This is a genomic window from Mesorhizobium sp. KR1-2 (assembly GCF_040045035.1).
Classification (GTDB): domain Bacteria; phylum Pseudomonadota; class Alphaproteobacteria; order Rhizobiales; family Rhizobiaceae; genus Pseudaminobacter.
This window is the reverse complement of the sequence record NZ_JBDZDS010000006.1, coordinates 25,769-52,147: the sequence shown is the minus strand read 5'-3', so window position 1 is coordinate 52,147 and position 26,379 is coordinate 25,769. Positions and strand designations below refer to the sequence as shown.

Sequence of the window (26,379 nt, the reverse complement as noted above, 5' to 3'; positions counted from 1 at the left end):
TGCCTCACTTTCGGGCACACTAGGGCGGCAGCGTTACCAATCCGTTTATGGTAACTGCAACGTTCATCTTTTCGGCGGCGTTTTAGAAAGAATTTAGTTTTCCCGACAAGGCCAGCGTCGCTGGCGGTAGATGCGACGCATTGACTTGTTGTGCAGTGCACAATAAATTGACCATGACGCAAAATAACGCGCCGAGACCATCAACGGCCACCGAAACGTCGAAAGGGATGCGCAGATGTTGCAGTCGTTCGAGGAAGCCAACAAGTTCAGCAAGGAATTCGTGGATCGCGGGCTGAAAAGCTTCGCAGCGGTCTCCAAGAGCGCCCAAGCCATCGCCGTCGAGGCGGGGGAATACACCAAGCGCTCGTTCGAGACCGGGACTGCAGCCCTGGAGCAGGTGATGTCGTCCGGCTCCTTGGAGAAGGCGCTCGAGATCCAGAGCGACTATGCCAAGCAGACCTATGAAGGGTTCGTGGCGGAAGCTACCAGGCTTGGCGAACTTTATGCGGACCTGGCCAAGGAAGCCTACAAGCCGTTTGAGAACGTCGTGGCCAAGGCAAAATAGCTCAGCCACGAGTGTTTTCGGGGTTTTGGGCCCCGCCTTGAACCCGGCCGCGCAGCGCGGTCGGGTTTTTCGCGTCGCGACATCGGGTCGCCGGTTCACGAATGGGAGAAATCCCTCTCTTGGGTGGCAACCGTATTGTCAGCACCGAAGAAGAGCTTAAAATCTCTGAACGATTACCTACATTCGGGTTCGGGTGAGGATCCCGTGAAAGGCATGAAACTGGTGACGAGCGTTGGGGGCGCCATGACAGTACGAATGGCGCATATGCAGAATAGCGGAGATGGGAGCGGCAACCCCAGTCGGGGGACTGCGGTCATAACGCGTACGAAAACCAAGACCAAGAAGCCCAGCCTATATCGGGTTCTGATCCTCAATGACGACTACACGCCGATGGAGTTCGTGATCCATATTTTGGAGCGTTTTTTTCAAAAGGATCGTGAAACCGCCACACGCATCATGCTGCATGTTCACAATCATGGCGTGGGCGAGTGTGGAGTCTATACGTTCGAAGTGGCCGAGACGAAAGTGTCCCAGGTCATGGATTTTGCCCGCCAGAATCAACATCCGCTGCAATGCGTGATGGAGAAGAAATGAGGTTTTGAATGCCGGCTTTCTCACAGGGCTTGGAAAAGGCGCTTCATCAAGCGCTGACCTTTGCCAACGAGCGTCACCATGAATATGCCACGCTCGAACATCTCTTGCTGGCTCTGATCGACGACGCCGAGGCAGCGGCGGTGATGCGCGCCTGCAACGTCGATCTCAACGAACTGAGACAGACGGTTCTCAACTATATCGATACCGAACTCGACAATCTCGTCACCGGTTATGACGAGGATTCCAAGCCTACTGCGGGCTTCCAGCGCGTCATCCAGCGCGCCGTGATTCATGTGCAGTCGTCGGGCCGCGACGAGGTGTCTGGGGCCAACGTGCTCGTCGCGATCTTTGCCGAGCGCGAGAGCCACGCGGCCTATTTCCTGCAGGAACAGCAGATGACCCGTTACGACGCGGTCAACTACATCAGCCACGGCATCGCAAAGCGGCCGGGGGCCAGCGAGACGCGGACACCGCGCGGCGCCGAGGAGGATCAATCCGGCTCGACTGGCGATTCGTCGGAGGAAAGCGGCAAGAAGAAGCAGCAGGATGCGCTGACCGCCTATTGCGTCGACCTCAACAAGAAGGCGCGCGCCGGCAAGATCGATCCGCTGATCGGTCGCGAGGCCGAGATCAACCGCACCATCCAGGTGCTGTGCCGGCGTTCGAAGAACAACCCGCTCTATGTCGGTGATCCCGGCGTGGGGAAGACTGCGATTGCCGAGGGCTTGGCCAAACGCATCGTCGAGGGCGACGTTCCCGACGTTCTGGCCGATGCGACGATCTTTGCGCTCGACATGGGCACGCTCCTGGCGGGCACGCGGTATCGCGGCGATTTCGAAGAGCGCCTGAAGCAGGTGGTCAAGGAACTCGAGGAGTATCAGGGCGCGGTCCTGTTCATCGACGAGATCCACACCGTGATCGGCGCCGGCGCCACTTCCGGCGGCGCGATGGATGCGTCGAACCTGCTGAAGCCTGCGCTGTCGTCCGGTGCGATTCGCTGCATCGGCTCAACCACCTACAAGGAATTCCGCCAGTTCTTCGAGAAGGACCGCGCGCTGGTGCGGCGCTTCCAGAAGATCGACGTGAAGGAGCCGACGGTCGACGACGCAATCGAGATCATGAAGGGCCTGAAGCCCTACTATGAGCAGTTCCACAGGGTGAAGTACACCAACGAAGCCATCAAGGCGGCGGTGGAGCTGTCGGCGCGCTACATCAACGACCGCAAGCTGCCGGACAAGGCGATCGACGTGATCGACGAGACCGGCGCCTCGCAGATGCTGCTGCCGGAAGGCAAGCGCAAGAAGACGATCGGCATCAAGGAGATCGAGGCTACCATCGCCACCATGGCGCGCATTCCGCCCAAGACGGTCTCGGCCGACGACGAGCAGGTGCTGGCCAATCTGGAAAGCGAGCTGCGCCGCGTCGTCTATGGGCAGGACACGGCGATCACAGCGCTCGCCTCCGCGATCAAGCTGGCGCGCGCCGGCCTGCGCGAACCGGAGAAGCCGATCGGCTCCTACCTGTTCTCGGGTCCGACCGGCGTCGGCAAGACCGAGGTGGCGCGGCAGCTGGCCTCGTCGCTGGGCGTCGAGCTGATCCGCTTCGACATGTCCGAATACATGGAGCGCCACACAGTGTCGCGCCTGATCGGCGCGCCTCCCGGCTATGTCGGCTTCGACCAGGGTGGCCTGCTGACCGACGGTGTCGACCAGCATCCGCACTGCGTGCTGCTGCTCGACGAGGTCGAGAAGGCGCATCCGGACCTGTTCAACATCCTGTTGCAGGTAATGGACCACGGCAAGCTGACCGACCATAACGGCAAGCAGATCGACTTCCGCAACGTCATCCTGATCATGACGACCAATGCGGGTGCCGCTGACATGGCCAAGTCCGCCATCGGCTTTGGTTCGTCCAAGCGGGAAGGCGACGACATGGAGGCGATCAACCGGCTGTTCTCGCCGGAGTTCCGCAACCGTCTCGATGCGATCATCCCGTTCAGCTCGCTGCCGGTGCCGGTTGTGCATCAGGTCGTGCAGAAGTTCGTCATGCAGCTCGAGGCACAGCTTTCCGAGCGCGGCGTGACCTTCGATCTGTCGCCCGATTCGATCGCCTGGCTGGCCGACAAGGGCTACGACGAGCGCATGGGTGCGCGTCCGCTCGGACGCGTGATCCAGGAGTACATCAAGAAGCCGCTCGCTGAAGAGGTGCTGTTCGGCAAGCTCAAGAAGGGCGGCACGGTCCGCGTGACGGTCGAGACGAAGGAAGACGGCGAGACCGGCCTGAAGCTCGAGACCATCGCCGACGAGGTGCCGGTCAAGCCGAAGAAGGAAGAGCCGCGCAAGGCCCCCGTCAGGAAGCCCGCCGCGAAGAAGGCTGGACCCAAGAAGGTTGTGGCTCAGAAGCCCAGGGCTGCGCCGAAAGGCAAGGACGGCCCCAAGCGCAGCCTCGTGCCGCAATTGCCGCGGAAGGGCTGACAAAGCCTGCTGCGAACGAACAGACCGCCGGCCGCATCTGCGGCCGGCGGTCTTGCTTTATGTTCATACGCCAAAGGTGACCAATCCGGCCTCGCTGATGGCCCAGGAAGGGTTCCAGGCGATCTCCCAGGCATGATCGTCCGGGTCGGCGACATAGCCGCTGTAGCCGCCGTGCGGCGGCTCGATTGGCGCCTTGAGCAGGCGGCCGCCACTGGCCACGAGTTGGTCCATCGTCGGTTGCACGTCGCTACGCTGCGGCACATTGTGGCCCATGGCAAAGGCACCCGGCCGAGCAGGCGTGCGGCCGATATCCGTTGCGAGGGCGCCCTCAAGCCAAGTTCCGAGCATGAAGCCGTTCATCTGGTAGAAGACGATTTCTTCGTTCTCGAAAACCGGCTTCCAGCCGAAGCCTTCGACATAAAAGCGGCGCGACCGCGCGAGATCGCGGATGCCGAGCGTGATGACAGAGATTTGCTGTTGCATGACCATATCCCCAACGTTGCCGCGACGCACCATGCAGCGCGGCCTCCGTCACGGGACTTGGCGCCAAGCGCCAGCCAGAGCTTCCCTCGGGAAACGACCGGGCTAACCAAACCGGTGCGCCTTTTTAGACTGCAGCAGGCTAGCCGGAGCCTGCCGTCGCTTCAAGCACGGTGCCGCACGCCGGGCATGTCTCCTGACAAGCGGACATGCCGCCTGGCACAAGACTTTGCCGTCGCCCAGCTTTTCACCCCGTGCTAATCAGCGCGTCGATGTCGGAAGAGTCTGCTGCAGCGATAATGGAACATGCCGCCCCGGCTGTGCCTGCCGGGCGCAGGACTTGGTATCTGCGCGGCGTTCAGGCGGCGGTGTCCGTGCCTGGCCTGATCCTGGCCAGCGCATTCATCGGCTTTGCCGGGCTTGCGAAGGAATCGGGGCTGACGCTGGCGCAGGCCGTTTTCATGACCGGCATGGTCTGGGCGCTGCCGGCGAAGGTTGTTTTGATCGGAGGGATCCTGTCCGGCACGTCGCTGCCGGCCGCCGCGCTGGCGGTGGCGCTGTCGTCCGTGCGGCTGACGCCCATGGTGGTTGCGCTTGTGCCGGAATTGAAGGGATCGCGCACGCCGAGGTGGGTGCTTTACCTTCTGTCCCATTTCGTCGCGGTGACATCATGGGTCTTGGCTATGGAACGGCTCAGGAACATCCCGCGCGAGATGCGCACCACCTACTATGCAGGACTGGGCTCGACGCTCGTCCTGTTCAACATGGCGGTGGTGGCAGTCGTCTTCGTGGTCGCCGACAGCATGCCGCCCATGGTGTCGGCCGCACTGCTGCTGCTGACGCCCATGTATTTCCTGACCTCCCTGTGGGGCTCGGCACGAGAGCGGGCAGGGCATGTGGCGATGGTGCTGGGGCTGGTGCTCGGCCCGATCTTCCATGCCGCGTGGCCGGGATTCGATCTTCTTGCGGCCGGTCTGTGCGGCGGCGGCGGTGCCTATGCCTATCACCGCCTGTCTCGGAGAAGGGCAGGCTAATGACCTTCACGTCATACGACCAATGGTGGTGGCCGTTCCTGTTCATCCTCATCGCCGGCTGGCTTGCGACCGACAGCTGGCGGTTCCTCGGGGTCTATTTCGGCGGCCGGATTTCGGAAAGCTCCGACATCCTGGTGCTGGTGCGCACCATTGCCACGGCACTGGTGGCGGCGGTCATCGGCAACCTGATCATCTTTCCGAGCGGAACACTGGCGTCCGCGCCCATGGTCCTGCGGATCGGTGCCGTAGCTGTCGGCTTTGCGGCATATCTGCTGTGCGGCCGCCGTGTCCTGGTCGGCATCGCCGCGGCCGAGATCGTCCTCGGCGCGGGGCTGATGACGTTTTAGGGAAATCGCCTCGTTTGCGCTTCCCCGCGGGCCTGTCGGATCTATGAGTTCGCCAGGACTGCGCGGATTTTCTCGGCGTTAGCGGCCAGAACCTCCGGTTTCTCCATCTGCCCCGTGTGCGGCTTCAGCGCGACGCCCTCGAAGCGCGGCAGGACGTGGACGTGCAGGTGGTAGACCGTCTGGCCGGCAGCCGGCTCGTTGAACTGCATCACCGTCACGCCGTCCGCGGCGAATGCTTCCTTGGTGGCGCGAGCGATCTTCTGAACAACGGCCATGAGGGGACCAAAGGTTGCCGGATCAGCGTCGAGAAGGTTGCGAGAGGGAGCCCTGGGCAGCACCAGGGTGTGGCCCGTACCTTGCGGCATGAGGTCCATGAAAGCGATGGCGGTGTCGTCCTCATACACCTTGTGCGCGGGCAGCTCGCCGCGCAGGATCCGCGCAAAGATGTTGGTATCGTCGTATTTCATGGTCTGCCTCTCGTCCTGTACCTGTTCGGGTAATATTCGTTTCGAGGGTTTCTCGCAATCAACGAGGCAGGAATGCGCATGAGTTGGAATTACGCCTATCTGATCGTCGCCATCATATTCGAGGTTCTGGCGACCACCGCGCTGAAGGAGACGCACGGGTTCACCCGGCTAGTGCCTTCGCTGGCGACGGTCGTGGGCTATGCGCTGGCCTTCTATTTCCTGTCGCTGACATTGCGCAGCATGCCGGTCGGCATCGTCTACGCCCTCTGGTGCGGCGCCGGCATCATCCTGATCACTGCGATCGGCTGGATCTGGTTCCGGCAATCCCTGGACCTGCCGGCCGTGGTAGGCATGGGCTTCATCATGCTGGGCGTCGGCGTCATCAACCTGTTTTCGAAGACGCTCGTGCACTGAGGTCTATGCGTCGGGCGCGGGGCCGTCCTTGCGGAACGGTCCGTGCTCATCAAGATATTCGCCGATGCGTTCCATCTCCTGGCGCTCGCGCTCCAGGTAGTCGGCCACCGCGTTTCGCAGACCGGGATGCACGATGTAGTGGGCGGAATGCGTGGTGACGGGCCGGTAGCCGCGCGCGATCTTGTGCTCGCCCTGCGCGCCGGCCTCGACCACCTTCAGCCCCCGTGAAATCGCGAAGTCGATCGCCTGGTGGTAGCAGACCTCGAAATGCAGGAAGGGATGGTCCTCGATGCAGCCCCAGTTGCGGCCGAAAAGCGTATCCGAACCGATGAAGTTGATGGCGCCGGCCACGTAGCGGCCATTGCGCCGAGCCATGACGAGCAGGACGTCATCGCGCATGCGCTCTCCTACCAGGGAGAAGAACGTGCGGTTGAGATATGGCCGTCCCCATTTGCGGCCGCCGGTGTCCATGTAGAAGGCGAAGACGTCGTCCCAGACACGTTCGGTGAGGTCGCTTCCCGTCAACCAGTCGATGTCGATGCCGTGTGCAAGGGCCTCGCGCCGTTCCTTCTTCAGCGCCTTGCGCTTGCGCGAAGCGAGCGTGGCGAGGAAATCGTCATAGCTCGAAAAGCCCTCGTTGAAGAAATGGAACTGCTGGTCGGTACGGGCGAGAAAGCCTGCGCCCTCGAGCGCTCTCATGTCGTCTTGCGTGGCAAAGGTGACATGGGCGGACGAAACGCCGAGCCTGTCGGTCGCCAGTTTGAGTCCGGAGGCGAGGGCGGCCCTTACGACGTCGGCATCGGCCGCGCGGTGGGCAAGCAGCCTCGGCCCCGTCGCCGGCGTGAACGGTATGGAGACTTGCAGCTTGGGATAATAGCGCCCGCCAGCACGTTCGAAGGCGTCGGCCCAGCCGTGGTCGAAGACATATTCACCCTGGCTGTGCGACTTCAGATAGCAAGACACCGCGCCGAGAAGCGTGCCGTCGGGCGCCTCGAGGCGTAGGTGCTGACCCATCCAACCGGATCGGCGTATTGCGCAACCAGATTCTTCAAGAATCTGAAGAAAATCAAACGATATAAATGGATTATAGTAATTACCTAACTGATTGCGCGAGGTGCCGCTCAGGCATTCCCATTCAGCCCGGGTGAAGCCGCCGATACTGTCGACGACGCGGATGGCGTAGTCGCCACCCGCCTTTGTCTCGTTGCCGTCCCGCGTGCTGTCCATGAGGCTTTAGATACGTGGCCTGTCTGGCGGTGCAAGAGGGCGCGGCAATACATTCACGGTGCCTGCATCGGATTCGGTTCGAAGCCCTCGAAGGTCATCTGGTCTGCGTGGGCGAAGGTCTGGTCCACTGCCGCCTGGTCGCGCACCGTCCAGGTAATGACGGGCATGTTCAGCTTTCCGCGCACAAATTCGACGAAGCGGTTGGGTAGGTCGAACACGCCGAAGGAGACGAAGGAAACGCCATGCGCGAGCATGGAGAAATGCGCTTCCAGTTCATGGTCCTTGGCTCCGTAGGCCGTGAGCCCGGTGGGGATATCACCGGCATGCGCCGGAAACTGGCGGATCAGCCAGTGATCGAAGGACATGATCGCCACTTGCCCGGGATAGCTGCGCAGCAGCGCGCAGACTTTCTCCACCAGCCCCTCGTCCTTGCCAGGAATGCCCTTCAGTTCGACCACCAGCGGCACGCGGCCGCCGACGCGATCGAGCAATTCCTGCAGCGTTGGCGCATGGTCGGTCGTGCCGCCGATGCGCAGCGCCGCCATCTCGGCGGCGGTACGTTGCCAGACATAGCCTTCCGTGCCGGTCAGTCGCTTCAGGTCGTCGTCATGGAACAAGACGGGCACGCCGTCGGAGGACAGGTGCACGTCACATTCGATGGCGTAGCCCCGGTCGATGGCACGGTCGAAAGCCGACAGTGTGTTTTCCCACACAGCCTTGTTGAGGTCGTGATAGCCACGATGCGCGATCGGCCGCGCCGTCAGCCAGGACAGGTCGGTCATGCTCTGGCCTTTCAGGCGACTTCGACGATGGCTTCGACCTCGACAGCGGCGTTGAGCGGCAATACGGCCACGCCGACGGCCGAGCGCGCATGCTTGCCAGCCTCGCCGAGCGCGGCCACCAGGAAATCCGATGCTCCGTTGGCAACCAGATGCTGTTCGGTGAAGTCGGGTGCGGAGGCGACGAAGACGGTGATCTTCACCAGCCGCTTGATTCTTTCGAGGTCGCCGAGCGCGGCCTTCACCTGGGCGAGCACGTTGATCGCGCAGAACTTGGCAGCTTCCTGGCCCGTGGCGGTGTCGAGGTCGCGGCCGAGCAGGCCGGAGGCCGCGAGCTTGCCGTCCTTGAGGGGCAGCTGACCGGCCGTGAAGACGAGATTGCCGCTCTGCATGTAGGGCACATAGTTGGCCGCCGGGGCAGCCGCCACAGGCAGGGTCACGCCAAGCTTGCCGAGCCGGTTTTCGATTGTTTCACTCATCGTCTTTCCCTATGTCTTGCGATGGAGGTCGGGTGTCGCGCGCAAACTGCTATTTTTGCCTCGCTTCCGCCACGACTTTTTTTAAAGTGCCCACTCTTTCCAGCGGTTGACCGAACCGCGCCTGGGAGCGTCTCCATGAGCGCATCGCGCCTTGCCTTGCTTGCCGTCCTTTCCGCCTCCGCCTTTGGCCCTGTTCCGGCTTGGGCTGCGATGCCCCTGGCGCCGCATCGGGCGGTCTACGATCTTGTTCTCGACAAGGCGTCTGACAATTCCGGCGTAACGAGCCTTGCCGGGCGCATGGTTTACGAATTCAACGGTTCGGCCTGCGAGGGTTATACGGTCAAATTCCGATTCGTGACCCAGATCGACACCGATGAGAAATCCCAGGTCACTGATCAGCAGACTACGACTTTCGAAGACGCCGACGGCAAGACCTTCAGCTTTGTCACCAAATCCTTCGTGGATCAGAAACTCGACCGCGAGGTGAAGGGCAACGCCACCCGTGAAGCTGCCGGGCTCAAGGTTGCAATCGACAAACCTGAGAAGAGCAGCCTGGAACTCGCCCCTACCCAGTTTCCCACGCAGCATCTCGTCGAGCTGATCAACAAGGCCAACAGCGGCGAGACATTTTATGAGACCAGTCTTTTCGATGGTTCGGAGGACGCTAACAAGGTCATGACAACCACTGTCGTCGTCGGCAAGAAGACCTCGTCCGACAAGAGCGACCCCGAATTGACCGCTCTCAAGGGGTTGGCCAAGGATAAGTATTGGCCTGTCAACATCGCCTATTTCGACGAAAGCTCCGGGACCGGCGAGGAAATGCCGGAATATCGCATCAGCTTCAAGCTGCACGAGAACGGCCTGACGCGCGATCTCGTCATGGATTATGGCGATTTCTCGATGTCCGGAAAGCTGGTCGACCTGTCGCTGTTCGACCAGCCGCAGAAGGCCTGCAACAAGTAAGCAGGCTGACTGCGACCCTGTTGCCGCAAGCCGGCCGGCAAGGCGCTAAACCTTCCGCGGCCACACATCTTGCATTCGCGGCGCATCCTCTTTATATGCGCCCGCATTCCACACACGGACTTTGGTCTTCGCCGGGAGAAATCCGACCAAGACCTCCGGTGGCATTCTAGGGATGGCCCTAAGAAGTCTCGCACTTCGGCCAGCCCCAGAAATGTCGGGTGTCCGTGGAGGCTAACCGGAAAGGAAAACTAGGAATGGCTCTGCCTGATTTCAGCATGCGCCAGCTTTTGGAAGCTGGTGTTCACTTCGGCCACCAGACGCACCGCTGGAACCCGAAGATGGCGCCCTACATCTACGGCGCCCGCAACAACGTCCACATCATCGACCTGTCGCAGACGGTTCCGCTGCTCGCCCAGGCGCTCAAGCAGGTTTCCGACACCGTCGCCAAGGGCGGCCGCGTGCTGTTCGTCGGCACCAAGCGCCAGGCTTCGGACATCGTCGCTGACGCCGCGCAGCGTTCGGCTCAGTACTACGTCAACTCGCGTTGGCTCGGCGGCATGCTGACCAACTGGAAGACGATCTCGAACTCGATCCAGCGTCTGCGCAAGCTCGACGAGCTGCTGGCCGGCGAAGCCCAGGGCTTCACCAAGAAGGAGCGCCTGAACCTCGAGCGCGAGCGCGAGAAACTGGACAAGGCCCTCGGCGGCATCAAGGACATGGGCTCGACGCCGGACCTGATGTTCGTGATCGACACCAACAAGGAGGCGATCGCCATCCTCGAGGCCAAGCGTCTCGGCATTCCGGTCGTCGCGATCATCGACTCCAACTGCGACCCGGACAAGGTCGACTTCCCGATCCCGGGCAACGACGACGCCGCCCGCGCGATCTCGCTCTACTGCGACCTGGTTGCCCGCGCTGCCATCGATGGCATCGCCCGCCAGCAGGGCGCGCTGGGCGTCGATGTCGGCGCTTCGGCTGAAGCTCCGGTCGAGCCCGCGCTCGACGAGAAGCCGGAAGGCAGCGCTTCCGAGGCGTAATGGCGCTGGGGGTCGTGAAATGACCCCCGATTTTTCCCGGATTGGGCGCGCATTGTCGCGCTGGCGTCAGGCGCATCATCGATTGTTCGGTGGTGCGCCCACGCGTTTCTAACCAAGAGGCAAAAGAATGAGCATTTCAGCAGCACAGGTCAAAGAACTCCGCGATATGACCGGCGCGGGCATGATGGACTGTAAGGCTGCGCTGGCTGAGACCGGCGGCGACATGGAAGCCGCCGTTGACTGGCTGCGCGCCAAGGGTATCGCCAAGGCCGACAAGAAGGCCGGTCGCACGGCCGCCGAGGGCCTGATTGCCGTCGCTGGCGACTCGGGCAAGGCCGTCGTCGTCGAGGTGAACTCCGAGACCGACTTCGTTGCCCGCAACGAGGCCTTCCAGGACATCGTCCGCAACGTCGCGCAGGTCGCGCTGGCCACCGGCGGTGAGACCGAGGCTGTCGCCGCCGCCCAGTATCCCGGCTCGGAGAAGTCCGTTACGGACACCATCAAGGATGCGGTCGGCACCATCGGCGAGAACATGGGCTTCCGCCGTTCGGCCATGCTGTCGGTGCCGTCGGGCGCCGTCGCGACCTATGTCCACAACTCGGTTGTCGACGGCCTCGGCAAGCTCGGCGTCCTGGTTGCCGTCGAGACCACCGGCAATGCCGATGCCGCTCGCGCTTTCGGGCGCCAGGTGGCCATGCATGTCGCCGCAACCAACCCGCTGGCGCTGACCGCCGAGCAGATCGACCAGGCCGTGGTCGCCCGCGAAAAGGCGATCTTCATCGAGCAGGCCCGCGAGTCGGGCAAGCCGGACAACGTCATCGAGAAGATGGTCGAAGGCCGCCTGCGCAAGTTCTACGAGGAGACGGTGCTCCTGAAGCAGGCCTTCGTCATCAACCCCGATCTGACGGTTGAGGCCGCGCTCAAGGAAGCCGAGAAGGAAATCGGCGCCCCGGCCAAGATTTCGGGCTTCCTGCGTTTCGCGCTCGGCGAGGGCATCGAGAAGGAAGAAACCGACTTTGCCGCCGAAGTTGCGGCTGCAGTGAAAAAGTAACGCTGCATCAAGCCCTTCTTAGTGGTTGACGAACAAGGGCACCGCGTGACAACGCGGTGCCCTTCGTGTATCGCAATCGCGCATCGGCACATCCGCGACGCGGCGGATCTTCGCCGGCGCGAATGATGCCTTGAAAAATACCAGAACCAACGAGGACAAGATGACGGTCAAACCCTTGTACCGGCGTGTTTTGCTGAAGGCGTCAGGCGAGGCGCTCATGGGTGACCAGCATTTCGGCATCGACGTGTCCGTCGTTGATCGCATCGCCTCGGACATCGCCGAGGCGCGCGCGCTGGGCGTCGAGGTGGGCGTGGTCATCGGCGGCGGCAACATCTTCCGCGGCGTGGCAGTCGCGTCGAAGGGCGGCGATCGCGTCACCGGCGACCACATGGGCATGCTTGCCACCGTCATCAACTCGCTGGCGCTGCGCACCTCACTGGTCAAGCTGGGTGTCGACGCGGTGGTGCTTTCGGCCATCGCCATGCCGGAGCTCTGCGAGAGCTTCTCGCAGCGCCAGGCCACTGCCTACATGAACGCGGGCAAGGTGGTGATTTTTGCAGGCGGCACCGGCAATCCGTTCTTCACCACCGATTCGGCAGCTGCGCTGCGCGCCGCCGAGATCGGCGCCGACGCCTTGTTCAAAGGCACCCAGGTCGATGGCGTCTACTCGGCCGATCCGAAAAAGGATCCGACCGCGACCCGCTATGAGCGCATCACGCATGCCGAAGTTATTGCCCGCGGCCTTACGATCATGGATACGGCTGCAATTGCGCTTGCACGTGAAAACAACATTCCGATAATCGTCTATTCGATACATGAGCAGGGCGGTTTTGGTGAAATCCTCAGGGGCGGCGGCCACTGCACGGTCGTCTCCGACGCATGAACCGCAAGACTGACCTGACGACTTGAAGGTCAAGGAGAAGAAGAAATGAGCAACGGCGCAGATTTCAACGACATTCAGCGGCGCATGGAAGGCGCGGTCAACGCCTTCAAGCATGATCTTGCTTCGCTGAGAACCGGCCGTGCGTCCAGCAACCTTCTCGATCCGATCCAGGTTCAGGCCTATGGCTCGGCCATGCCAATCGCGCAGGTGGCGACGATTTCGGTGCCGGAGCCGCGCATGATCTCGGTTTCGGTCTGGGACAAGTCGATGGTCGGCGCGGTCGACCGCGCGATCCGCGAATCCAATCTCGGCTTCAATCCGATCATGGACGGCACGACGCTGCGCATCCCGCTGCCGGAACTCAACGAGCAGCGCCGCAAGGAACTGGTCAAGATCGCCCATACCTATGCGGAGAACGCTCGCGTGGCGGTGCGCCATGTGCGCCGCGACGGCATGGACCATCTCAAAAAGGCCCAGAAGGACGGCGATATCAGCGAAGACGATTCGCGCGTGCAGTCCGAGCGGGTCCAGAAGCTCACCGACGAGACGATCAGCACGATCGACAGCCTGCTCACCGGAAAAGAAGCCGAGATCATGCAAGTCTAAGGCATGACTGGCCAGGACCGGCGGCATGAAAGCGAACCGATGACAACGCCCGCGCATGTCGCAATCATCATGGATGGAAACGGCCGATGGGCGAAGGCCCGCGGCCTGCCGCGGCTTGCCGGCCACCGGGCCGGCGTCGAGGCGCTTCGCCAGACGGTCCGGGCGGCGGCCGACCTCGGCATTTCCTGGCTGACCGTCTACGCCTTCTCGTCGGAAAACTGGTCGCGGCCGAAATCGGAAGTCAGCGACCTCATGGGGCTGCTTCGGCTTTTCATCCGGCGAGACCTGGCAGAACTACATCAGAACGGCGTACGGGTTCGCACTATCGGTGATCGCACCGGCCTGCAGCCGGACATCGCGGCGCTGCTCAATGAGGCGGAAACGCTGACGGCGGGCAACAGCGCGATTAATCTCGTCATCGCCTTCAACTATGGCGGGCGCGACGAGATCGCACGGGCGGTACGCAAGATAGCCGGACAAGTCCTGGCCGGCGAAACTGAATTGGATCAGATCACGCCCGAGAGCGTGGCGATGGCGCTCGATACGAGCGACATTCCCGATCCAGACCTCGTCATCCGCACCAGCGGCGAGCAGCGCCTGTCGAATTTCCTGCTCTGGCAGGCGGCCTATAGCGAGCTAATCTTCATGTCCTGCTACTGGCCTGACTTCAGCAAGGGCCATCTCGTGGAGGCGCTGGAGCAGTTTGCCGCCCGCGAGCGTCGCTTCGGCGGCCTTGTCGCCAGGGGCGCGGCGTCTTGAGCGACAGGAAGATGAGCAATCTGCAACTTCGCGTCATTTCCGGCGTGATCATGGCGGCCGTGGTGCTTTGGCTGACCTGGCTGGGCGGCCTTCCGTTCCGCGCTCTCTCGGCGGTCATTTCCCTGGCGATCTTCTACGAGTGGTGCGCCATGTCGCGCACGCCCGCCAATGGCGCGTATCAATGGCTTTCGGCCGCGTTGCTCGCCCTTGTGCTGCTTGCGCTGCTGTTCGGAGCGCCCGCCCACGCCGTTCTGCTTGCGTTGTGCGGGGCGGTCCTGGTGTCTGCCGGGATCGACCTGGTGCGTGGGCAGGGCAGCTGGACCACGGTCGGGCTCGCCTATGCCGGCCTGTCGGGCATCTCCCTGGCGCTGCTGCGCGGCAGTGACAAGGCAGGGCTGGTTGCGATTCTCTTCCTGTTCGCCGTGGTCTGGGCGACCGACATCCTGGCCTATTTCGTGGGCCGCGCCGTCGGCGGACCGAAGCTTGCGCCGGCGATTTCGCCGGGAAAGACGTGGAGCGGCGCGATCGGCGGTACGATCTGTGGCATGATTGCCGGGCTTGCGGTGGCGGCTGCCGGCGGTGCTGACCTCTTAGTCACGGTGCCGGTGGTGCTGCTCTTGTCGGTCGTGTCCCAGATCGGGGATCTCTTCGAGTCCTGGGTGAAGCGGCGCCATGGCGTCAAGGATTCGAGCCACCTCATCCCCGGTCATGGCGGCGTCATGGACCGCGTGGACGGGCTTGTCGCGGCGGCTTTTGCCCTATACCTCATCGGTGCACTGCTTGGCGGTGCCGGGCAGCCAGCCAGCGGCTTGTTTTCGCTCTGAGATCAGGCGCGCGTCGCCTGACCGTTGACGGCAATACGCCTTGGATTTGCCGGGATTGGCATCACACTCGCCGCGAGCCCGGCTGATTCTTGCATTGGGAGCATGATATTGAGCGAGATACTTCCCGCGATTTTCGGCACGAACAGCCTGCTCGTGGGCACCATCATCCCGTTCCTGTTCGTGCTGACGGTGGTCGTGTTCGTTCACGAGATGGGTCACTATCTCGTCGGCCGCTGGTGCGGCATCGGTGTGAAGGCCTTTTCGATCGGGTTCGGACCGGAACTCTTCGGTTTCAACGACCGCCACGGAACGCGGTGGAAACTGTCGGCGATCCCGCTCGGTGGCTATGTGAAATTCGTCGGTGACATGAATGTCACCAGCACGCCGGACGCCGAGGAAACTGAAAAGCTCTCCGAAGAGGAGCGCAAGGTCGCCTTTCACACCCAGCCTGTATGGAAGCGGGCTGCAACCGTCTTTGCCGGCCCAATGTTCAATTTTCTGCTGACCATTGCCGTCTTCACGGTGATGTTCTCCATGTACGGCCGCTTTGTCTCGGAGCCGATGGTGGCGGAGGTGCGTGCGGGCAGCCCGGCTGCGGTGGCGGGTTTCCGTCCCGGGGACCGCTTCGTCAGCGTCGATGGTGAGCGCGTCGAGACGTTTTCCGATGTCCAGCGCCTGGTCTCGGGCCGGGCTGGCGACACGCTGGTCTTCGTGATGCTTCGCGACGGCCAGGATATCACCCTGACCGCCGCGCCCGAGCCGACGGAGCAGACCGACGCACTTGGCAACAAGGTCAAGGTCGGGGTGATCGGGGTGATCAACGACGAGCAGCTCGGGCATCCGCGCATCGTCCACTACAGCCCGCCAGCAGCTTTTGCGGAGGCGGTGCAAGAGACCGGCAGCATCATCGGCCGTACCGGCGAGTTCTTTCAGCGTTTCGTGGTCGGTCGCGAGGACAAGTGCCAGCTCGGTGGGCCCGTGAAGATCGCCGACATGGCGGGCAGGGCTGCAAAGCTCGGCTTCGAATGGCTGGTCCAGCTCGTCGCACTGCTTTCTGTGGGAATCGGATTCCTCAATCTTTTGCCGATCCCTCCACTGGACGGCGGCCATTTGCTTTTCTATGGAGTGGAGGCTGTCATCCGCAGGCCGGTGTCGGAGCGGACGATGGAGATTTTTTATCGAATCGGTATGATGGTGGTTCTGGGCTTCATGGGCTTCGTGTTCTGGAATGACCTGTTTGGTTGCTGAAATTTATGAAGAAATTGGCCTCGCACGGAGGCGCGTTGAGAGGGCGTTTACCATCAGCGGCAATATGCGTGACGCGAATGTCACGCGGGATCGCTAAGTAAATGCAAATTAACCAGAAGCCTTGCGTGTAGGGAAAATCCGGTTAATACGGTAGGGGAAATTAGCCGCACGTCCGGTTTTCTCGCCGTGGGGACTACGAGAAAAGGTTTAATAGCCCGATGAAGGCAGCATCCAATTTTCTAAGCGCCGCGTCTGCGGTGGCCTTGTCCGCGTCTCTGGTTGTGCCGGGGGCCGTGGTCGCTCAGATGGCCACCGTCTCGGCCGCGTCGGCGGCAGTCGTCAACAACATCGAGGTGCGCGGCAACAAGCGCATCGAGGCGTCGACGATTCGCGACTATGTTGCCGTTCGTCCCGGCAAGTCGTTCTCCGGCGCCGACATCGATGAGGCCGTAAAGCGCCTTTTCGCAACTGGCTTGTTTTCCGACGTGCGGATCAACCAGGTTGGCTCGACACTAGTCGTTCAGGTCTCCGAGCTCCAGGTCGTCAATCAGGTCCTGTTCCAGGGCAACAAGAAGATCAAGGACGTGCAGCTCAGCGGCACCGTGCAGCTGAAGCCGCGCGGCACCTTCTCGACCGCGACTCTGGAGACTGACGCCGAAGCGATTCGCGAAGCCTATCGCCGCATCGGTCGCAATGATGCGAACGTGACCACGCAGGTCATGGATCTGGGCGAGAATCGCGTCAACGTCGTCTTCAACATCAAGGAAGGCGATCGCACCAAGATCACGGCGGTCAATTTCGTGGGCAATCACGCCTTCAGCGCCCGCCGTCTGGCCGACGTGATCACGACCAAGAAGTCGTCGACCCTGTCCTTCCTCTTCCGCGATGACGTCTATGACGAGGATCGCCTGCGCGCCGACGAGGAGGCCCTTCGCCGCTTCTATTACAATCGCGGCTATGCCGATTTCCGTGTTGTTTCGGCCTCCGGCGATCTCGATCAGGCAACGAACGCCTATACCGTGACGATCACGGTCGACGAGGGTGAGCGCTATACGTTCGGCAACGTTTCGGTCGATACCTCTATCCCAGACATCAACACCGCCGAGCTCGAGTCGCAGGTCAAGACCAAGGCCGGGGCGGTCTACAGCGCCAAAAATGTCGAGGATTCGATCATTTCCCTCACCGAGGCTATGGCTGGCAAGGGCTATGCCTTCGCCCAGGTTACGCCGCGCGGTGACCGCAATTTCGAAAACCGCACGATCTCCGTGGCCTATACCGTCGACCAGGGGGCTAAGGCTTACGTCGAGCGCATCGAAATCCGGGGCAACGAGCGCACGCGCGACTACGTCATCCGTCGCGAGTTCGATGTCAGCGAAGGCGATGCCTTCAATCAGGTTCTGATCCAGCGCGCAAAAAAGCGTCTGGAAGGTCTTGGTTTCTTTGAAAGCGTCCAGGTTTCGACCGCGCCGGGCAGCGAGCCTGACCAGGTCGTTCTGGTGGTCGATGTCGTTGAGAAGTCCAGCGGTGAGTTCTCGGTCGGTGCCGGTTACACCACCGGCGGCCAGACGCCCGGGCCGTCGGTCGAGGGCTCGATCACCGAGCGCAACTTCCTCGGTCGTGGCCAGTACATCCGTCTTTCGGCTGGTGGCGGCAAGAATGCGCGCGACTTCATGGTCTCGTTCACCGAGCCGTATTTCCTCGGAAACCGCATCGCGGCCGGCTTCGATATCTATCGGCAGACCCGCACGTTCACCAACTACGAGAACGAGCTCAACGGCGGCACGGTGCGGTTCGGCTTGCCTGTCACCGAGACGCTGTCGACCCAGCTCGCGTACAATCTCACGCAGGAAAAGTACAAGTTCCGCGGCAACTGCACGGATGAGAACGCTGGCAAGGAATCGGACGATCCAACTAAAAAAGCGCCCTGCGGTCCCGATCAGATTTCTCAGGCGATCATCTCTGGTGTGAAAAACAGCCCGTGGATCAAGTCGTCCGTTTCCGGAACGCTGCTCTACAACACGATCGACGACATGAAGAACCCGCATTCGGGTCTCTATGCGGCGTTCACGACCGAAGTGGCGGGGCTTGGCGGTGACTCCAAGTTCGTCAAGGTTACCGGCCGTTCTACCTATTACCAGACGCTGTCCGAAGAGATGGACATTGTTGGTCTGGCAACCGTTGGTGGCGGCCATATCGTCGGCTACGGCTCTGACAACCTGCGTATCTTCGATCACTTCCAGAGCACCGATCGCATGATCCGCGGCTTCGAGTATGGCGGAATCGGTCCCTTTACGCCGAAGAACCAGGATCATGTCGGCGGCACGAGCTACCTGAATGCTTCTGCCGAAGCGCAATTCCCGATCCCGGCCATTCCCGAGAGCCTGGGCCTGCGCGGCGCGTTCTTTGCCGATGCTGCGACGCTGTTCGGAAACAAGATTCCTGACAGTCAGGGCGGTGGGGACGTTCTCGGCAAGAGCATGGAGTGGCGTGCATCCGTTGGTGCCGGCCTGATCTGGGCCTCGCCGTTCGGTCCGTTGCGGTTCGACTACGCGATACCGGTGCTCAAGAAGGACACGGACGTCGTGCAGAACTTCAACTTTGGTATCTCGACCCGCTTCTGATCTGAAGCGCGCGAACTTCCGGGCCGCTTGGGCCCGGAAGAAAAGGTTCATATGTCCGACCCGGTCTTCTTCGTGCCGTCGCGCCGTTTCACGGCGATTGAGATCGCGAACCTCACCGGCGCCGAGCTCATCGATTCCAGCTACGCTGACAAGGTGGTCTCTACCATCGCCCCGGCGAGCGAGGGCGGGAGCGAGGCGCTTGTTTTCGTCGAGGGAAGGCGCAATGCCGGTGTCCTCGAATCGCTGCGCGCAGCCGCGATCCTCTGCACTTCGGATGTGGCAGATCAGGTGCCGGCTGGAATCGCGGTTCTGGTCGCCGCGAAGGCCCAGGCTGCCTTCGCCCAAATCGGGCGACTGCTGTTTCCGGCGGCCGCTTCGCCAGGCACGATCACAGGTGAAACTGGCGTCTCGCCGCGCGCATTCGTTGATCCGAGCGCGCGCCTGGAGCCCGGCGTAGTCATCGAGCCCGGCGCGGTCATCGGGGCCGGCGTGGCGATCGGCAGTGGAACGATCGTGGCGCCCAATGCGGTGATCGGCATGTCCACGCAAATTGGCCGCGACTGCTATATCGGATCCAACTCTACCGTGCAGTGCGCGCTGGTCGGCAATCGCGTGGTGATCCACAGCGGTGCCAGCATCGGCCGCGAGGGTTTCGGCTTCGTCAGCGGCCCCACGGGGCCGGAGCGGATTCCACAGATCGGCCGCGTCATCATTCAGGACAACGTCGAGATCGGGGCCAACACCACGGTCGATCGCGGCACCATGGCCGACACCATCATTGGCGAAGGCACCAAGATCGACAATCTGGTCCAGATCGCGCACAACGTTCGCATCGGTCGCGGCTGCGTGATTGCCGGGCATTGCGGCATTTCCGGCTCCGTCACCATTGGCGACTACGTGATGATGGGCGGCCGCGTGGGACTTGCCGACCATCTGACGATCGGCAGCGGGGCTCGGCTGGCAGCGGCGAGCGGCTTCATGAACGACGTGCCCGCCGGCGAAGTGTGGGCAGGGCTACCCGCCAGGCCCATGATGGAATTCATGCGCGACGTTGCCACCATCCGCAAACTGTCGAAGCCCAAGAGGGGGTGAGATCACAATGGCTGACACTGGCGTAACGACACTCGAAGCCGTAGACATTATTGGCCTGCTGAAGCTGCTGCCGCACCGTTATCCCATGCTGCTGGTCGACAGGATCGTCGACATTGATGCCGACAATTCGGCCGTCGGCATCAAGAATGTCACTTTCAACGAGCCGCATTTCCAGGGCCATTTCCCCGATCAGCCGGTCATGCCTGGCGTCCTCATCATCGAGGCAATGGCACAGACTGCCGGCGCGATCTGCATCAAGAGCCAGAACACCGACAGGCCGTCGCTGGTCTATTTCATGACGATCGATAACGCAAAGTTCAGGCGGCCGGTGGTTCCGGGCGACCGTCTTCACATCCATGTGAAAAAGTTGAAAAAGCGGGGCAATATCTGGCGTTTCGCTTGCGAAGCGTTGGTCGACGGGGCAAAGGCAGCGGAAGCGGAGATTTCCGCGATGATGTCGCCGCCCACGGATTGACCAGCGAGAATACATGCAGACTGAAACCTTCGTTCATCCCTCGGCCGTCGTGGAAGCGGGCGCGCAGCTTGGCGCGGGCGCGCACATCGGACCTTTCTGTTACGTTGGCCCCGATGTGGTGATCGGTGCGGGTACCCGGCTCATCAGCCATGTCACCATCCTCGGCGCGACCACCATCGGTACGGGCTGCACGATCCACGCGCAGGCTGTGCTTGGCGGCCTGCCGCAGAACTTCAGCCACAAGGGCGGCCGCACCACGCTGACGATCGGCAACAACTGCACGATCCGCGAATTCGTCACCATGAACACCGGTACGGACAATTCGCGTGGTGCGACCATCGTCGGCGACAACTGTACCTTCCTTGCCTATTGCCACGTCGCGCATGACTGCGTCATCGGCAACAACGTCACCTTCGCCAACGGCGCCACACTGGCCGGCCACTGCGAGATCGGTGACAACGTCGGCATCGGCGGGCTGAGCGCGGTGCACCAATTCGTGCGCGTCGGCCGCAACGCCTTCCTGGCCGGCGGCTCCATGATTGCGGGCGACGTGATCCCTTTCGGCATTGCCGTGGGCAATCGCGCGAAACTGCGGGGTCTCAATATGGTCGGCCTGCGGCGGTCGGGCATGTCGAAGGCGGAGATCAAGACGCTGATCCGCGCCTATCGGACCGTTTTCGACCGCAGTCGCCCCGTCAGCGAGAATATCGAGATCGCACGGGCCGAGTTTTCGGATTCGCCGCTGGCCATGCTGATCGTCGATTTCATCAACGACCGCGGCAAGCGCCACTACACCGTGCCGCCGCTGAAGGGTGCCGTCGATGACGACGCCGACGATCAGGACTGAGCCGGAAATACGGTTCAAGTTTGCTCCCGGTGACAGGGTAGGTATCGTCGCGGGCAGCGGAAGACTGCCCGTCAACGTGGCGGAACGCCTGGTTGCGAACGGCCATTCGCCCTTCGTGGCCATGATCAGGGGCGAGGCTGACGACTTTTCGACCTTGACCGCTTGCGAGCACGATTTCATCGAATTGGAAAACTTCGCCGGCCTCGTGCCGATGCTGAAGCGCCGCGGTGTCACCCATGTCATCCTGGCCGGCGGGGTGGACCGTCGCCCCAGATGGCAGAAAGTGCGTCCCAGCCTCATGTTGCTAAGGATGCTCCCGAGGGCAATCGCCGCTCTGACGCGCGGCGACGACGGGCTCCTGTCGGCCCTCGTCAAAGGCTTGGAAGGCTTTGGCCTAAAAGTGGTTGGTGCGCACGAAGTCGTGCCCGACCTTCTGGCCCCATCAGGCCTCATGACGCGCGCGGCGCCGCAGAAGGCTGACTGGGCGGATCTGGATGCCGGGCTGGAGGCTGCGCTGGCGATCGGCCGGCTGGACATCGGCCAGGGCGCCGTGTCGATCGGGGGCCGCGTCATCGCTCTCGAAGGAATAGAGGGCACCGATTGCCTTCTTGCGCGCGTAGCCGACATGCGTGACCATGGCCGCCTCGCGGGCAGGAAGCGGGGGGTTCTCGTGAAGTGCTGCAAGCCGGGGCAGGAGAGGCGGGCAGACCTGCCGGCCATCGGGCCAGCCACGGTCGAGGGCGCCCATGCTGCCGGCCTCGCCGGCATCGGGGTAGAGGCTGGAAGTTCCTTCGTGCTCGACTACGGTCAGATGGTGAAGCGTGCGGATGAGCTCGGCCTGTTCGTCATCGGCCTGACAGCCGGTGAACGCAAATGACGGCGTCGCTGCCGCTGAAGATCGCAATCGTGGCCGGCGAGGAGTCCGGCGACCTGCTCGGCGCCGATCTTGTTCGTGCCTTGCAGAGCGCCACAGGGCGCGAAGTCGAGCTTGTCGGCATCGGTGGCCGCCATCTGCAGGCACTTGGCCTGAAGCCGCTCTTCGATGGCAGCGAAATCGCCCTGATGGGCATCACCGCAATCCTGCGCGACCTGCCGCGCCTGATCCGCCGCATTGGGGAAACGGCCCGGGAAATCGCCGCTGCGAAGCCCGATTGCCTCATCACCATCGACAGCCCGGATTTTTCGCTGCGCGTCACGACAAAGGTGAGGGCGCTGAACCCGGATATTCCGATCGTCCACTATGTCTGCCCCAGCGTGTGGGCATGGCGGCCGGGACGCGCCAAGGCCATGCGGCCGCATGTCGACAGGGTTTTGTGCATCCTGCCTTTCGAAGCTTCGGAGCTTGACCGGCTTGGCGGGCCGCCGGGCACCTATGTCGGCCACCGGCTGACGCAGGTGCCGGGCGTCATTGCCGCGTCCGCGGCCCAGGCACAGCCGCGGGATCTGTCGGCATCGCGGGAAAAGACGCTGCTTCTCCTGCCCGGGTCGCGCCGCGGCGAGGTGAGGGGGCTGCTGGAGCCCTTCGGCCAGACGGTGACGGCCTTGCGCGCGCGTGGCCACCGCCTGCGGCTTCTCCTGCCCACGGTTCCGCATGTAGCCGAAATTGTCCGCTCCACCGTCGCCGGCTGGGAACAGCAGCCTGAGATCATCTTGGAGCCTGCACGCAAGTGGCAGGCGTTTGGCGAGGCCGATGCCGCGCTGATCGCCTCGGGCACCGTGTCGCTCGAACTGGCGCTTTCCGGCGTGCCGATGGTCTCGGCCTACAAGCTCGATGCAATTGCACGGGTTCTGCAGGGCATGGTCACCGTGTGGTCGGCGCTTCTGCCAAACCTGATCGCGGATCGCGCGATCGTGCCGGAATTTTATGATCGCTACGTGCGGCCGGAAAACCTGGCCCGCCAGCTCGAGGCGCTTTTGGGCGACACCGGCTTCCGCGCCTGGCAGAAGGACGGTTTTGCGGAAGTTGCCCGGCGCATGGCTACTTCCCGGCCGTCCGGTGAAATCGCGGCGGAGGCCGTGCTTGCCGAGATCGCGAGACGAAGCCGGCTGGCCACGCAAGGCACCCCGCAAAACGCATAAAAAAAGCGCCCCGCGGGGCGCTTTTTCGTTTCGAGGCTTCTGCCGATCAGCGCTTGGCGATCGGTACGTAGTCGCGCTCCGGATAGCCGGTATAGAGCTGGCGCGGACGGCCGATTCTCTGGCTCGGATCTTCGATCATCTCCTTCCACTGCGCGATCCAGCCGACGGTGCGCGCCACGGCGAACAGGACAGTGAACATGGTGGTGGGGAAGCCGAGTGCCTTCAGCGTGATGCCCGAGTAGAAGTCGATGTTCGGATAAAGCTTCTTTTCGATGAAATATTCATCGGTAAGCGCGATCTTCTCAAGTTCCATCGCAACGTCGAGCAGCGGATCGTCCTTGATGCCGAGCTCGCCGAGCACCTCATGCGTGGTCTTCTGCATGATCTTGGCGCGCGGATCATAGTTCTTGTAGACGCGGTGGCCGAAGCCCATCAGGCGGAACGGATCGTTCTTGTCCTTGGCGCGGGCGATGAACTCGGGGATACGGTCGACATGACCGATCTCGGCCAGCATGTTGAGCGCGGCCTCGTTGGCGCCGCCATGGGCCGGGCCCCAGAGGCAGGCGATGCCGGCGGCGATGCAGGCAAACGGATTGGCGCCCGACGAGCCGGCCAGACGCACCGTCGAGGTCGACGCATTCTGCTCGTGGTCGGCGTGCAGGATGAATATCCGCTCCATGGCGCGGGCGAGAACCGGGTTGACCTTGTATTCCTCGCACGGCACCGCAAAGCACATGTGCAGGAAGTTGGCCGCAAAATTCAGCTCGTTCTTCGGATAAACGAAGGGCTGGCCGATGTGGTACTTGTAGGCCATCGCCGCGATCGTCGGCATCTTGGCGATCAGGCGGATCGAGGCGACCATGCGCTGGTGCGGATCCGAGATGTCGGTCGAGTCGTGATAGAAGGCCGACAGCGCGCCCACCACGCCGCACATCACCGCCATCGGGTGAGCATCGCGGCGGAAGCCCGTGAAGAAGCGGGACATCTGCTCATGCACCATGGTGTGGCGCGTGACGCGATAGTCGAAGTCGTCCTTCTGCGTCTTGGTCGGCAGCTCGCCGTAGAGCAGCAGGTAGCAGACTTCGAGGAAGTCGCCATGCTCGGCAAGCTGGTCGATTGGGTAGCCGCGGTGCAGCAGCACGCCGGCGTCGCCGTCAATGTAGGTGATCTGCGATTCGCAGCTGGCCGTCGACGTGAAGCCCGGATCGTAGGTGAATGCGCCGGTTTCCTTGTAGAGCGCGCCGATGTCGATGACTTGTGGTCCGACCGAGCCACTTCGCACTTTGAATTCGTGGGTCTTGCCACCAAATTCTAGCTTGGCTGTCGAGTCGGTCATCGCAAACTTCCTTTTTTCCATTCGGCGAACGGCATCGCCCGCGAAACAATGCCGGAAATCCGGCATTCGAAATGCGGGTTTTTGCTAACGCATTTCCGGGAGCGTGCCAAGTTCAGCAACGGCATTATGTTGCACCGCAGCAGGCATGTTGCAATGCCAATCAGCGGTGCCACAATTACGTTAATCGATTTGATCCGAGATGCGCGCCAGGCTCTCTTCCCGGCCGAGCACCGCAAGCACATCGAACACGCCCGGAGAGGTGGCGCGGCCGGTGAGTGCCGCCCGCAACGGCTGTGCAACAGCCCCCAGCTTGAGCTCGCTTCGGGTCGCGAATTCCCGGATTGCCGACTCGGTAGAGGCGGCTGACCATTCGTTCACGCCCTTCAGAGCATCGAAGGCGCCGGAAAGCACGGTGCGAGGTTTTTCGCCGACCAGCGAGGCCGCCTTTTCATCCAGAGCCAGAGGGCGCTGCGCGAAAAGGAAGGCTGCGCCATCAGCGAGTTCGACCAGCGTCTTGGCGCGCTCCTTGAGGCCGGGCATGGCCGCGAGCAATTGCGCCCTGGTGGCATCGTTCAGCCCGGCTGCGATTGCCTCTCCATTCGGCAGATAAGGCAGCGTGTCGATGAAGATGTCGAGCAGTTCGGCATCGTCCATCTTGCGCATGTACACACCGTTCAGCGCTTCGAGCTTCTGGAAATCGAAGCGAGCCGCCCCCTTGTTGACGTCGACGATGTCGAACCAGCCGATCATGTCGTCCATCGACATGACCTCGTCGTCGCCATGACTCCAGCCGAGGCGCGCGAGATAGTTGAGCAGGGCCGCCGGCAGGTAGCCCATGGCGCGATAGGATTCGACGCCGAGCGCGCCGTGTCGCTTGGAGAGCTTGGCGCCGTCCGAGCCATGGATCAGCGGGATATGTGCCATCTGCGGCACGTCCCAGCCCATGGCGTTGTAGATGACGGTCTGGCGCGCGGCGTTGGTCAGGTGGTCGTCGCCGCGGATGATGTGGGTGACGCCCATGTCATGGTCGTCGACAACCACGGCATGCATGTAGGTGGGGTTGCCGTCCGAACGCAGGATGATGAAATCGTCGAGATCCTTGTTGGGGAAGCGGACCTCGCCCTGGACGCTGTCGTTCACCACCGTCTCGCCTTCGGTCGGCGCCTTGATGCGGATAGCGGGCTTCACGCCGGCCGGCGCCTCGGACTGATCGCGGTCGCGCCAGCGCCCGTCATAACGCGGCGGACGGCCCTCGGCGCGAGCCTTTTCGCGCATCTCGTTCAGCTCCTCGGGCGTGGCGTAGCAATAGTAAGCCTTGCCCATGCGCACCAGGTCCTCGGCCACTTCGCGATGGCGCGGCGCGCGCTCGAACTGCGACACAGGCTCGCCTTCCCAGGTGAGACCCAGCCAGGTCAGGCCGTCGAGAATGGCTGCCGTGGCGGCATCGGTGGAGCGCTCGCGGTCGGTGTCTTCGATACGCAGCAGCATCGTGCCGCCGGTGTGGCGCGCATAGAGCCAGTTGAACAGTGCCGTACGGGCGCCGCCGATATGCAGGTAACCGGTGGGAGAGGGGGCGAAACGGGTGATGACTTTATCGGACATTGGGTTTCCAGAAGGAAGGGACAACTGGGCGGAGCCGCCGCGGCGGGCGCATGGCAATTCGGTAGCGTTCATGTAGCATAGAGGGTCAGGGGTGCA

At 62.4% G+C, this 26,379-nt stretch carries 27 protein-coding genes; 20 read left to right on the top strand and 7 right to left on the bottom strand.

Going from position 1 to position 26,379, the window contains the following annotated elements; all coding sequences use genetic code 11:
* The first annotated feature begins 235 nt into the window (after positions 1-235).
* The 3 genes from ABLE85_RS13530 (at position 236) to clpA (ending at position 3,633) form a co-directional block, all read left to right on the top strand.
* A complete protein-coding gene (locus ABLE85_RS13530; RefSeq protein WP_348793269.1) occupies positions 236-565 on the top strand; it encodes a phasin family protein in 330 nt (109 codons plus the stop codon).
* A gap of 264 nt (positions 566-829) precedes the next feature.
* On the top strand, positions 830-1,159 hold the full coding sequence (gene clpS, locus ABLE85_RS13525; RefSeq protein ID WP_348793505.1) for an ATP-dependent Clp protease adapter ClpS: 330 nt from the start codon (positions 830-832) through the stop codon (positions 1,157-1,159).
* A gap of 8 nt (positions 1,160-1,167) precedes the next feature.
* Positions 1,168-3,633: an ATP-dependent Clp protease ATP-binding subunit ClpA gene (clpA, locus tag ABLE85_RS13520; RefSeq protein WP_348793268.1), complete on the top strand. Its 2,466-nt coding sequence runs from the start codon at positions 1,168-1,170 to the stop codon at positions 3,631-3,633.
* 63 nt (positions 3,634-3,696) lie between these two features.
* Here the strand turns inward: clpA and ABLE85_RS13515 are convergent, their stop codons facing one another.
* Entirely contained in the window at positions 3,697-4,116 is a 420-nt protein-coding gene (locus ABLE85_RS13515; RefSeq protein WP_348793267.1) for a VOC family protein, read from the bottom strand.
* 296 nt (positions 4,117-4,412) lie between these two features.
* Between ABLE85_RS13515 and ABLE85_RS13510 the strand changes: the two genes are divergently transcribed.
* Positions 4,413-5,147: an AzlC family ABC transporter permease gene (locus ABLE85_RS13510; protein ID WP_348793266.1), complete on the top strand. Its 735-nt coding sequence runs from the start codon at positions 4,413-4,415 to the stop codon at positions 5,145-5,147.
* Positions 5,147-5,494 (top strand): AzlD domain-containing protein, encoded by a 348-nt coding sequence (locus ABLE85_RS13505; protein WP_348793265.1) that lies wholly within the window; start codon positions 5,147-5,149, stop codon positions 5,492-5,494. Before ABLE85_RS13510 ends, ABLE85_RS13505 begins: the two co-directional genes overlap by 1 nt.
* 41 nt (positions 5,495-5,535) lie before the next feature.
* On the opposite strand, the gene ABLE85_RS13500 is transcribed toward ABLE85_RS13505, so the two are convergent.
* Complete coding sequence (locus tag ABLE85_RS13500; protein ID WP_348793264.1) at positions 5,536-5,961, bottom strand: HIT family protein; 426 nt, start codon at positions 5,959-5,961, stop codon at positions 5,536-5,538.
* Positions 5,962-6,039: 78 nt separating this feature from the next.
* Between ABLE85_RS13500 and ABLE85_RS13495 the strand changes: the two genes are divergently transcribed.
* The gene (locus ABLE85_RS13495; RefSeq protein WP_348793263.1) at positions 6,040-6,375 is read left to right on the top strand and encodes a multidrug efflux SMR transporter; all 336 of its coding nucleotides are present in this window, start codon (positions 6,040-6,042) and stop codon (positions 6,373-6,375) included.
* A 3-nt stretch (positions 6,376-6,378) separates the two neighbouring features.
* On the opposite strand, the gene ABLE85_RS13490 is transcribed toward ABLE85_RS13495, so the two are convergent.
* Genes ABLE85_RS13490 through ABLE85_RS13480 form a run of 3 tightly spaced genes read right to left on the bottom strand, consistent with a single transcriptional unit; the run spans position 6,379 to position 8,860 of the window.
* Entirely contained in the window at positions 6,379-7,602 is a 1,224-nt protein-coding gene (locus tag ABLE85_RS13490; protein ID WP_348793262.1) for a GNAT family N-acetyltransferase, read from the bottom strand.
* Positions 7,603-7,655: 53 nt separating this feature from the next.
* Positions 7,656-8,384 carry a glycerophosphodiester phosphodiesterase gene (locus ABLE85_RS13485; RefSeq protein ID WP_348793261.1) on the bottom strand — a complete coding sequence of 243 codons (729 nt, stop codon included), beginning with the start codon at positions 8,382-8,384 and terminating at the stop codon, positions 7,656-7,658.
* Positions 8,385-8,395: 11 nt separating this feature from the next.
* Positions 8,396-8,860, bottom strand: a complete 465-nt coding sequence (locus tag ABLE85_RS13480) for a RidA family protein (protein ID WP_348793260.1) — start codon at positions 8,858-8,860, stop codon at positions 8,396-8,398.
* 135 nt (positions 8,861-8,995) lie between these two features.
* On the opposite strand from ABLE85_RS13480, the gene ABLE85_RS13475 reads away from it, so the two are divergent.
* The 14 genes from ABLE85_RS13475 to lpxB all read left to right on the top strand — a co-directional run bounded on the left by ABLE85_RS13475 (position 8,996) and on the right by lpxB (position 23,345).
* Complete coding sequence (locus ABLE85_RS13475) at positions 8,996-9,823, top strand: cell envelope integrity EipB family protein (protein WP_348793259.1); 828 nt, start codon at positions 8,996-8,998, stop codon at positions 9,821-9,823.
* 254 nt (positions 9,824-10,077) lie between these two features.
* Positions 10,078-10,860 (top strand): 30S ribosomal protein S2, encoded by a 783-nt coding sequence (gene rpsB, locus ABLE85_RS13470; RefSeq protein ID WP_348793258.1) that lies wholly within the window; start codon positions 10,078-10,080, stop codon positions 10,858-10,860.
* 127 nt (positions 10,861-10,987) lie between these two features.
* Positions 10,988-11,911, top strand: coding sequence for a translation elongation factor Ts (gene tsf, locus ABLE85_RS13465; RefSeq protein WP_348793257.1), 924 nt, complete (start codon positions 10,988-10,990; stop codon positions 11,909-11,911).
* A gap of 160 nt (positions 11,912-12,071) precedes the next feature.
* Positions 12,072-12,794 (top strand): UMP kinase, encoded by a 723-nt coding sequence (gene pyrH, locus ABLE85_RS13460; protein ID WP_348793256.1) that lies wholly within the window; start codon positions 12,072-12,074, stop codon positions 12,792-12,794.
* A 45-nt stretch (positions 12,795-12,839) separates the two neighbouring features.
* Entirely contained in the window at positions 12,840-13,400 is a 561-nt protein-coding gene (gene frr, locus ABLE85_RS13455; RefSeq protein ID WP_348793255.1) for a ribosome recycling factor, read from the top strand.
* 3 nt (positions 13,401-13,403) lie between these two features.
* Positions 13,404-14,159 (top strand): isoprenyl transferase, encoded by a 756-nt coding sequence (locus tag ABLE85_RS13450; protein WP_348793254.1) that lies wholly within the window; start codon positions 13,404-13,406, stop codon positions 14,157-14,159.
* A gap of 11 nt (positions 14,160-14,170) precedes the next feature.
* Positions 14,171-14,983, top strand: a complete 813-nt coding sequence (locus ABLE85_RS13445) for a phosphatidate cytidylyltransferase (protein WP_348793253.1) — start codon at positions 14,171-14,173, stop codon at positions 14,981-14,983.
* A gap of 102 nt (positions 14,984-15,085) precedes the next feature.
* Positions 15,086-16,231, top strand: coding sequence for an RIP metalloprotease RseP (gene rseP / locus ABLE85_RS13440; protein WP_348793252.1), 1,146 nt, complete (start codon positions 15,086-15,088; stop codon positions 16,229-16,231).
* Between the two features lie 218 nt (positions 16,232-16,449).
* Positions 16,450-18,852, top strand: a complete 2,403-nt coding sequence (gene bamA, locus ABLE85_RS13435; RefSeq protein ID WP_348793251.1) for an outer membrane protein assembly factor BamA — start codon at positions 16,450-16,452, stop codon at positions 18,850-18,852.
* Between the two features lie 51 nt (positions 18,853-18,903).
* Positions 18,904-19,944 (top strand): UDP-3-O-(3-hydroxymyristoyl)glucosamine N-acyltransferase, encoded by a 1,041-nt coding sequence (lpxD, locus tag ABLE85_RS13430; protein ID WP_348793250.1) that lies wholly within the window; start codon positions 18,904-18,906, stop codon positions 19,942-19,944.
* Between the two features lie 7 nt (positions 19,945-19,951).
* Positions 19,952-20,419 carry a 3-hydroxyacyl-ACP dehydratase FabZ gene (gene fabZ / locus ABLE85_RS13425; protein WP_348793249.1) on the top strand — a complete coding sequence of 156 codons (468 nt, stop codon included), beginning with the start codon at positions 19,952-19,954 and terminating at the stop codon, positions 20,417-20,419.
* Positions 20,420-20,432: 13 nt separating this feature from the next.
* The gene (lpxA, locus tag ABLE85_RS13420) at positions 20,433-21,266 is read left to right on the top strand and encodes an acyl-ACP--UDP-N-acetylglucosamine O-acyltransferase (protein WP_348793248.1); all 834 of its coding nucleotides are present in this window, start codon (positions 20,433-20,435) and stop codon (positions 21,264-21,266) included.
* Positions 21,241-22,143 (top strand): UDP-2,3-diacylglucosamine diphosphatase LpxI, encoded by a 903-nt coding sequence (gene lpxI / locus ABLE85_RS13415; protein WP_348793247.1) that lies wholly within the window; start codon positions 21,241-21,243, stop codon positions 22,141-22,143. Before lpxA ends, lpxI begins: the two co-directional genes overlap by 26 nt.
* Positions 22,140-23,345, top strand: coding sequence for a lipid-A-disaccharide synthase (gene lpxB, locus ABLE85_RS13410; RefSeq protein WP_348793246.1), 1,206 nt, complete (start codon positions 22,140-22,142; stop codon positions 23,343-23,345). Before lpxI ends, lpxB begins: the two co-directional genes overlap by 4 nt.
* Positions 23,346-23,391: 46 nt before the next feature.
* Here lpxB and gltA read toward each other — a convergent pair whose 3' ends face one another.
* Both gltA and gltX read right to left on the bottom strand, forming a co-directional pair.
* The gene (gene gltA / locus ABLE85_RS13405; RefSeq protein WP_348793245.1) at positions 23,392-24,681 is read right to left on the bottom strand and encodes a citrate synthase; all 1,290 of its coding nucleotides are present in this window, start codon (positions 24,679-24,681) and stop codon (positions 23,392-23,394) included.
* A 180-nt stretch (positions 24,682-24,861) separates the two neighbouring features.
* Positions 24,862-26,283, bottom strand: a complete 1,422-nt coding sequence (gltX, locus tag ABLE85_RS13400; RefSeq protein WP_348793244.1) for a glutamate--tRNA ligase — start codon at positions 26,281-26,283, stop codon at positions 24,862-24,864.
* Positions 26,284-26,379: the final 96 nt, after the last annotated feature.

Coding starts and splice junctions, on each gene's coding strand:
- ABLE85_RS13530 (WP_348793269.1), top strand. CDS start 236: ATGTTGCAGTCGTTCGAGGAAGCCAACAAGTTCAGCAAGGAATTCGTG.
- clpS (WP_348793505.1), top strand. CDS start 830: ATGCAGAATAGCGGAGATGGGAGCGGCAACCCCAGTCGGGGGACTGCG.
- clpA (WP_348793268.1), top strand. CDS start 1,168: ATGCCGGCTTTCTCACAGGGCTTGGAAAAGGCGCTTCATCAAGCGCTG.
- ABLE85_RS13515 (WP_348793267.1), bottom strand. CDS start 4,116: ATGCAACAGCAAATCTCTGTCATCACGCTCGGCATCCGCGATCTCGCG.
- ABLE85_RS13510 (WP_348793266.1), top strand. CDS start 4,413: ATGGAACATGCCGCCCCGGCTGTGCCTGCCGGGCGCAGGACTTGGTAT.
- ABLE85_RS13505 (WP_348793265.1), top strand. CDS start 5,147: ATGACCTTCACGTCATACGACCAATGGTGGTGGCCGTTCCTGTTCATC.
- ABLE85_RS13500 (WP_348793264.1), bottom strand. CDS start 5,961: ATGAAATACGACGATACCAACATCTTTGCGCGGATCCTGCGCGGCGAG.
- ABLE85_RS13495 (WP_348793263.1), top strand. CDS start 6,040: ATGAGTTGGAATTACGCCTATCTGATCGTCGCCATCATATTCGAGGTT.
- ABLE85_RS13490 (WP_348793262.1), bottom strand. CDS start 7,602: ATGGACAGCACGCGGGACGGCAACGAGACAAAGGCGGGTGGCGACTAC.
- ABLE85_RS13485 (WP_348793261.1), bottom strand. CDS start 8,384: ATGACCGACCTGTCCTGGCTGACGGCGCGGCCGATCGCGCATCGTGGC.
- ABLE85_RS13480 (WP_348793260.1), bottom strand. CDS start 8,860: ATGAGTGAAACAATCGAAAACCGGCTCGGCAAGCTTGGCGTGACCCTG.
- ABLE85_RS13475 (WP_348793259.1), top strand. CDS start 8,996: ATGAGCGCATCGCGCCTTGCCTTGCTTGCCGTCCTTTCCGCCTCCGCC.
- rpsB (WP_348793258.1), top strand. CDS start 10,078: ATGGCTCTGCCTGATTTCAGCATGCGCCAGCTTTTGGAAGCTGGTGTT.
- tsf (WP_348793257.1), top strand. CDS start 10,988: ATGAGCATTTCAGCAGCACAGGTCAAAGAACTCCGCGATATGACCGGC.
- pyrH (WP_348793256.1), top strand. CDS start 12,072: ATGACGGTCAAACCCTTGTACCGGCGTGTTTTGCTGAAGGCGTCAGGC.
- frr (WP_348793255.1), top strand. CDS start 12,840: ATGAGCAACGGCGCAGATTTCAACGACATTCAGCGGCGCATGGAAGGC.
- ABLE85_RS13450 (WP_348793254.1), top strand. CDS start 13,404: ATGACTGGCCAGGACCGGCGGCATGAAAGCGAACCGATGACAACGCCC.
- ABLE85_RS13445 (WP_348793253.1), top strand. CDS start 14,171: ATGAGCAATCTGCAACTTCGCGTCATTTCCGGCGTGATCATGGCGGCC.
- rseP (WP_348793252.1), top strand. CDS start 15,086: ATGATATTGAGCGAGATACTTCCCGCGATTTTCGGCACGAACAGCCTG.
- bamA (WP_348793251.1), top strand. CDS start 16,450: ATGAAGGCAGCATCCAATTTTCTAAGCGCCGCGTCTGCGGTGGCCTTG.
- lpxD (WP_348793250.1), top strand. CDS start 18,904: ATGTCCGACCCGGTCTTCTTCGTGCCGTCGCGCCGTTTCACGGCGATT.
- fabZ (WP_348793249.1), top strand. CDS start 19,952: ATGGCTGACACTGGCGTAACGACACTCGAAGCCGTAGACATTATTGGC.
- lpxA (WP_348793248.1), top strand. CDS start 20,433: ATGCAGACTGAAACCTTCGTTCATCCCTCGGCCGTCGTGGAAGCGGGC.
- lpxI (WP_348793247.1), top strand. CDS start 21,241: ATGACGACGCCGACGATCAGGACTGAGCCGGAAATACGGTTCAAGTTT.
- lpxB (WP_348793246.1), top strand. CDS start 22,140: ATGACGGCGTCGCTGCCGCTGAAGATCGCAATCGTGGCCGGCGAGGAG.
- gltA (WP_348793245.1), bottom strand. CDS start 24,681: ATGACCGACTCGACAGCCAAGCTAGAATTTGGTGGCAAGACCCACGAA.
- gltX (WP_348793244.1), bottom strand. CDS start 26,283: ATGTCCGATAAAGTCATCACCCGTTTCGCCCCCTCTCCCACCGGTTAC.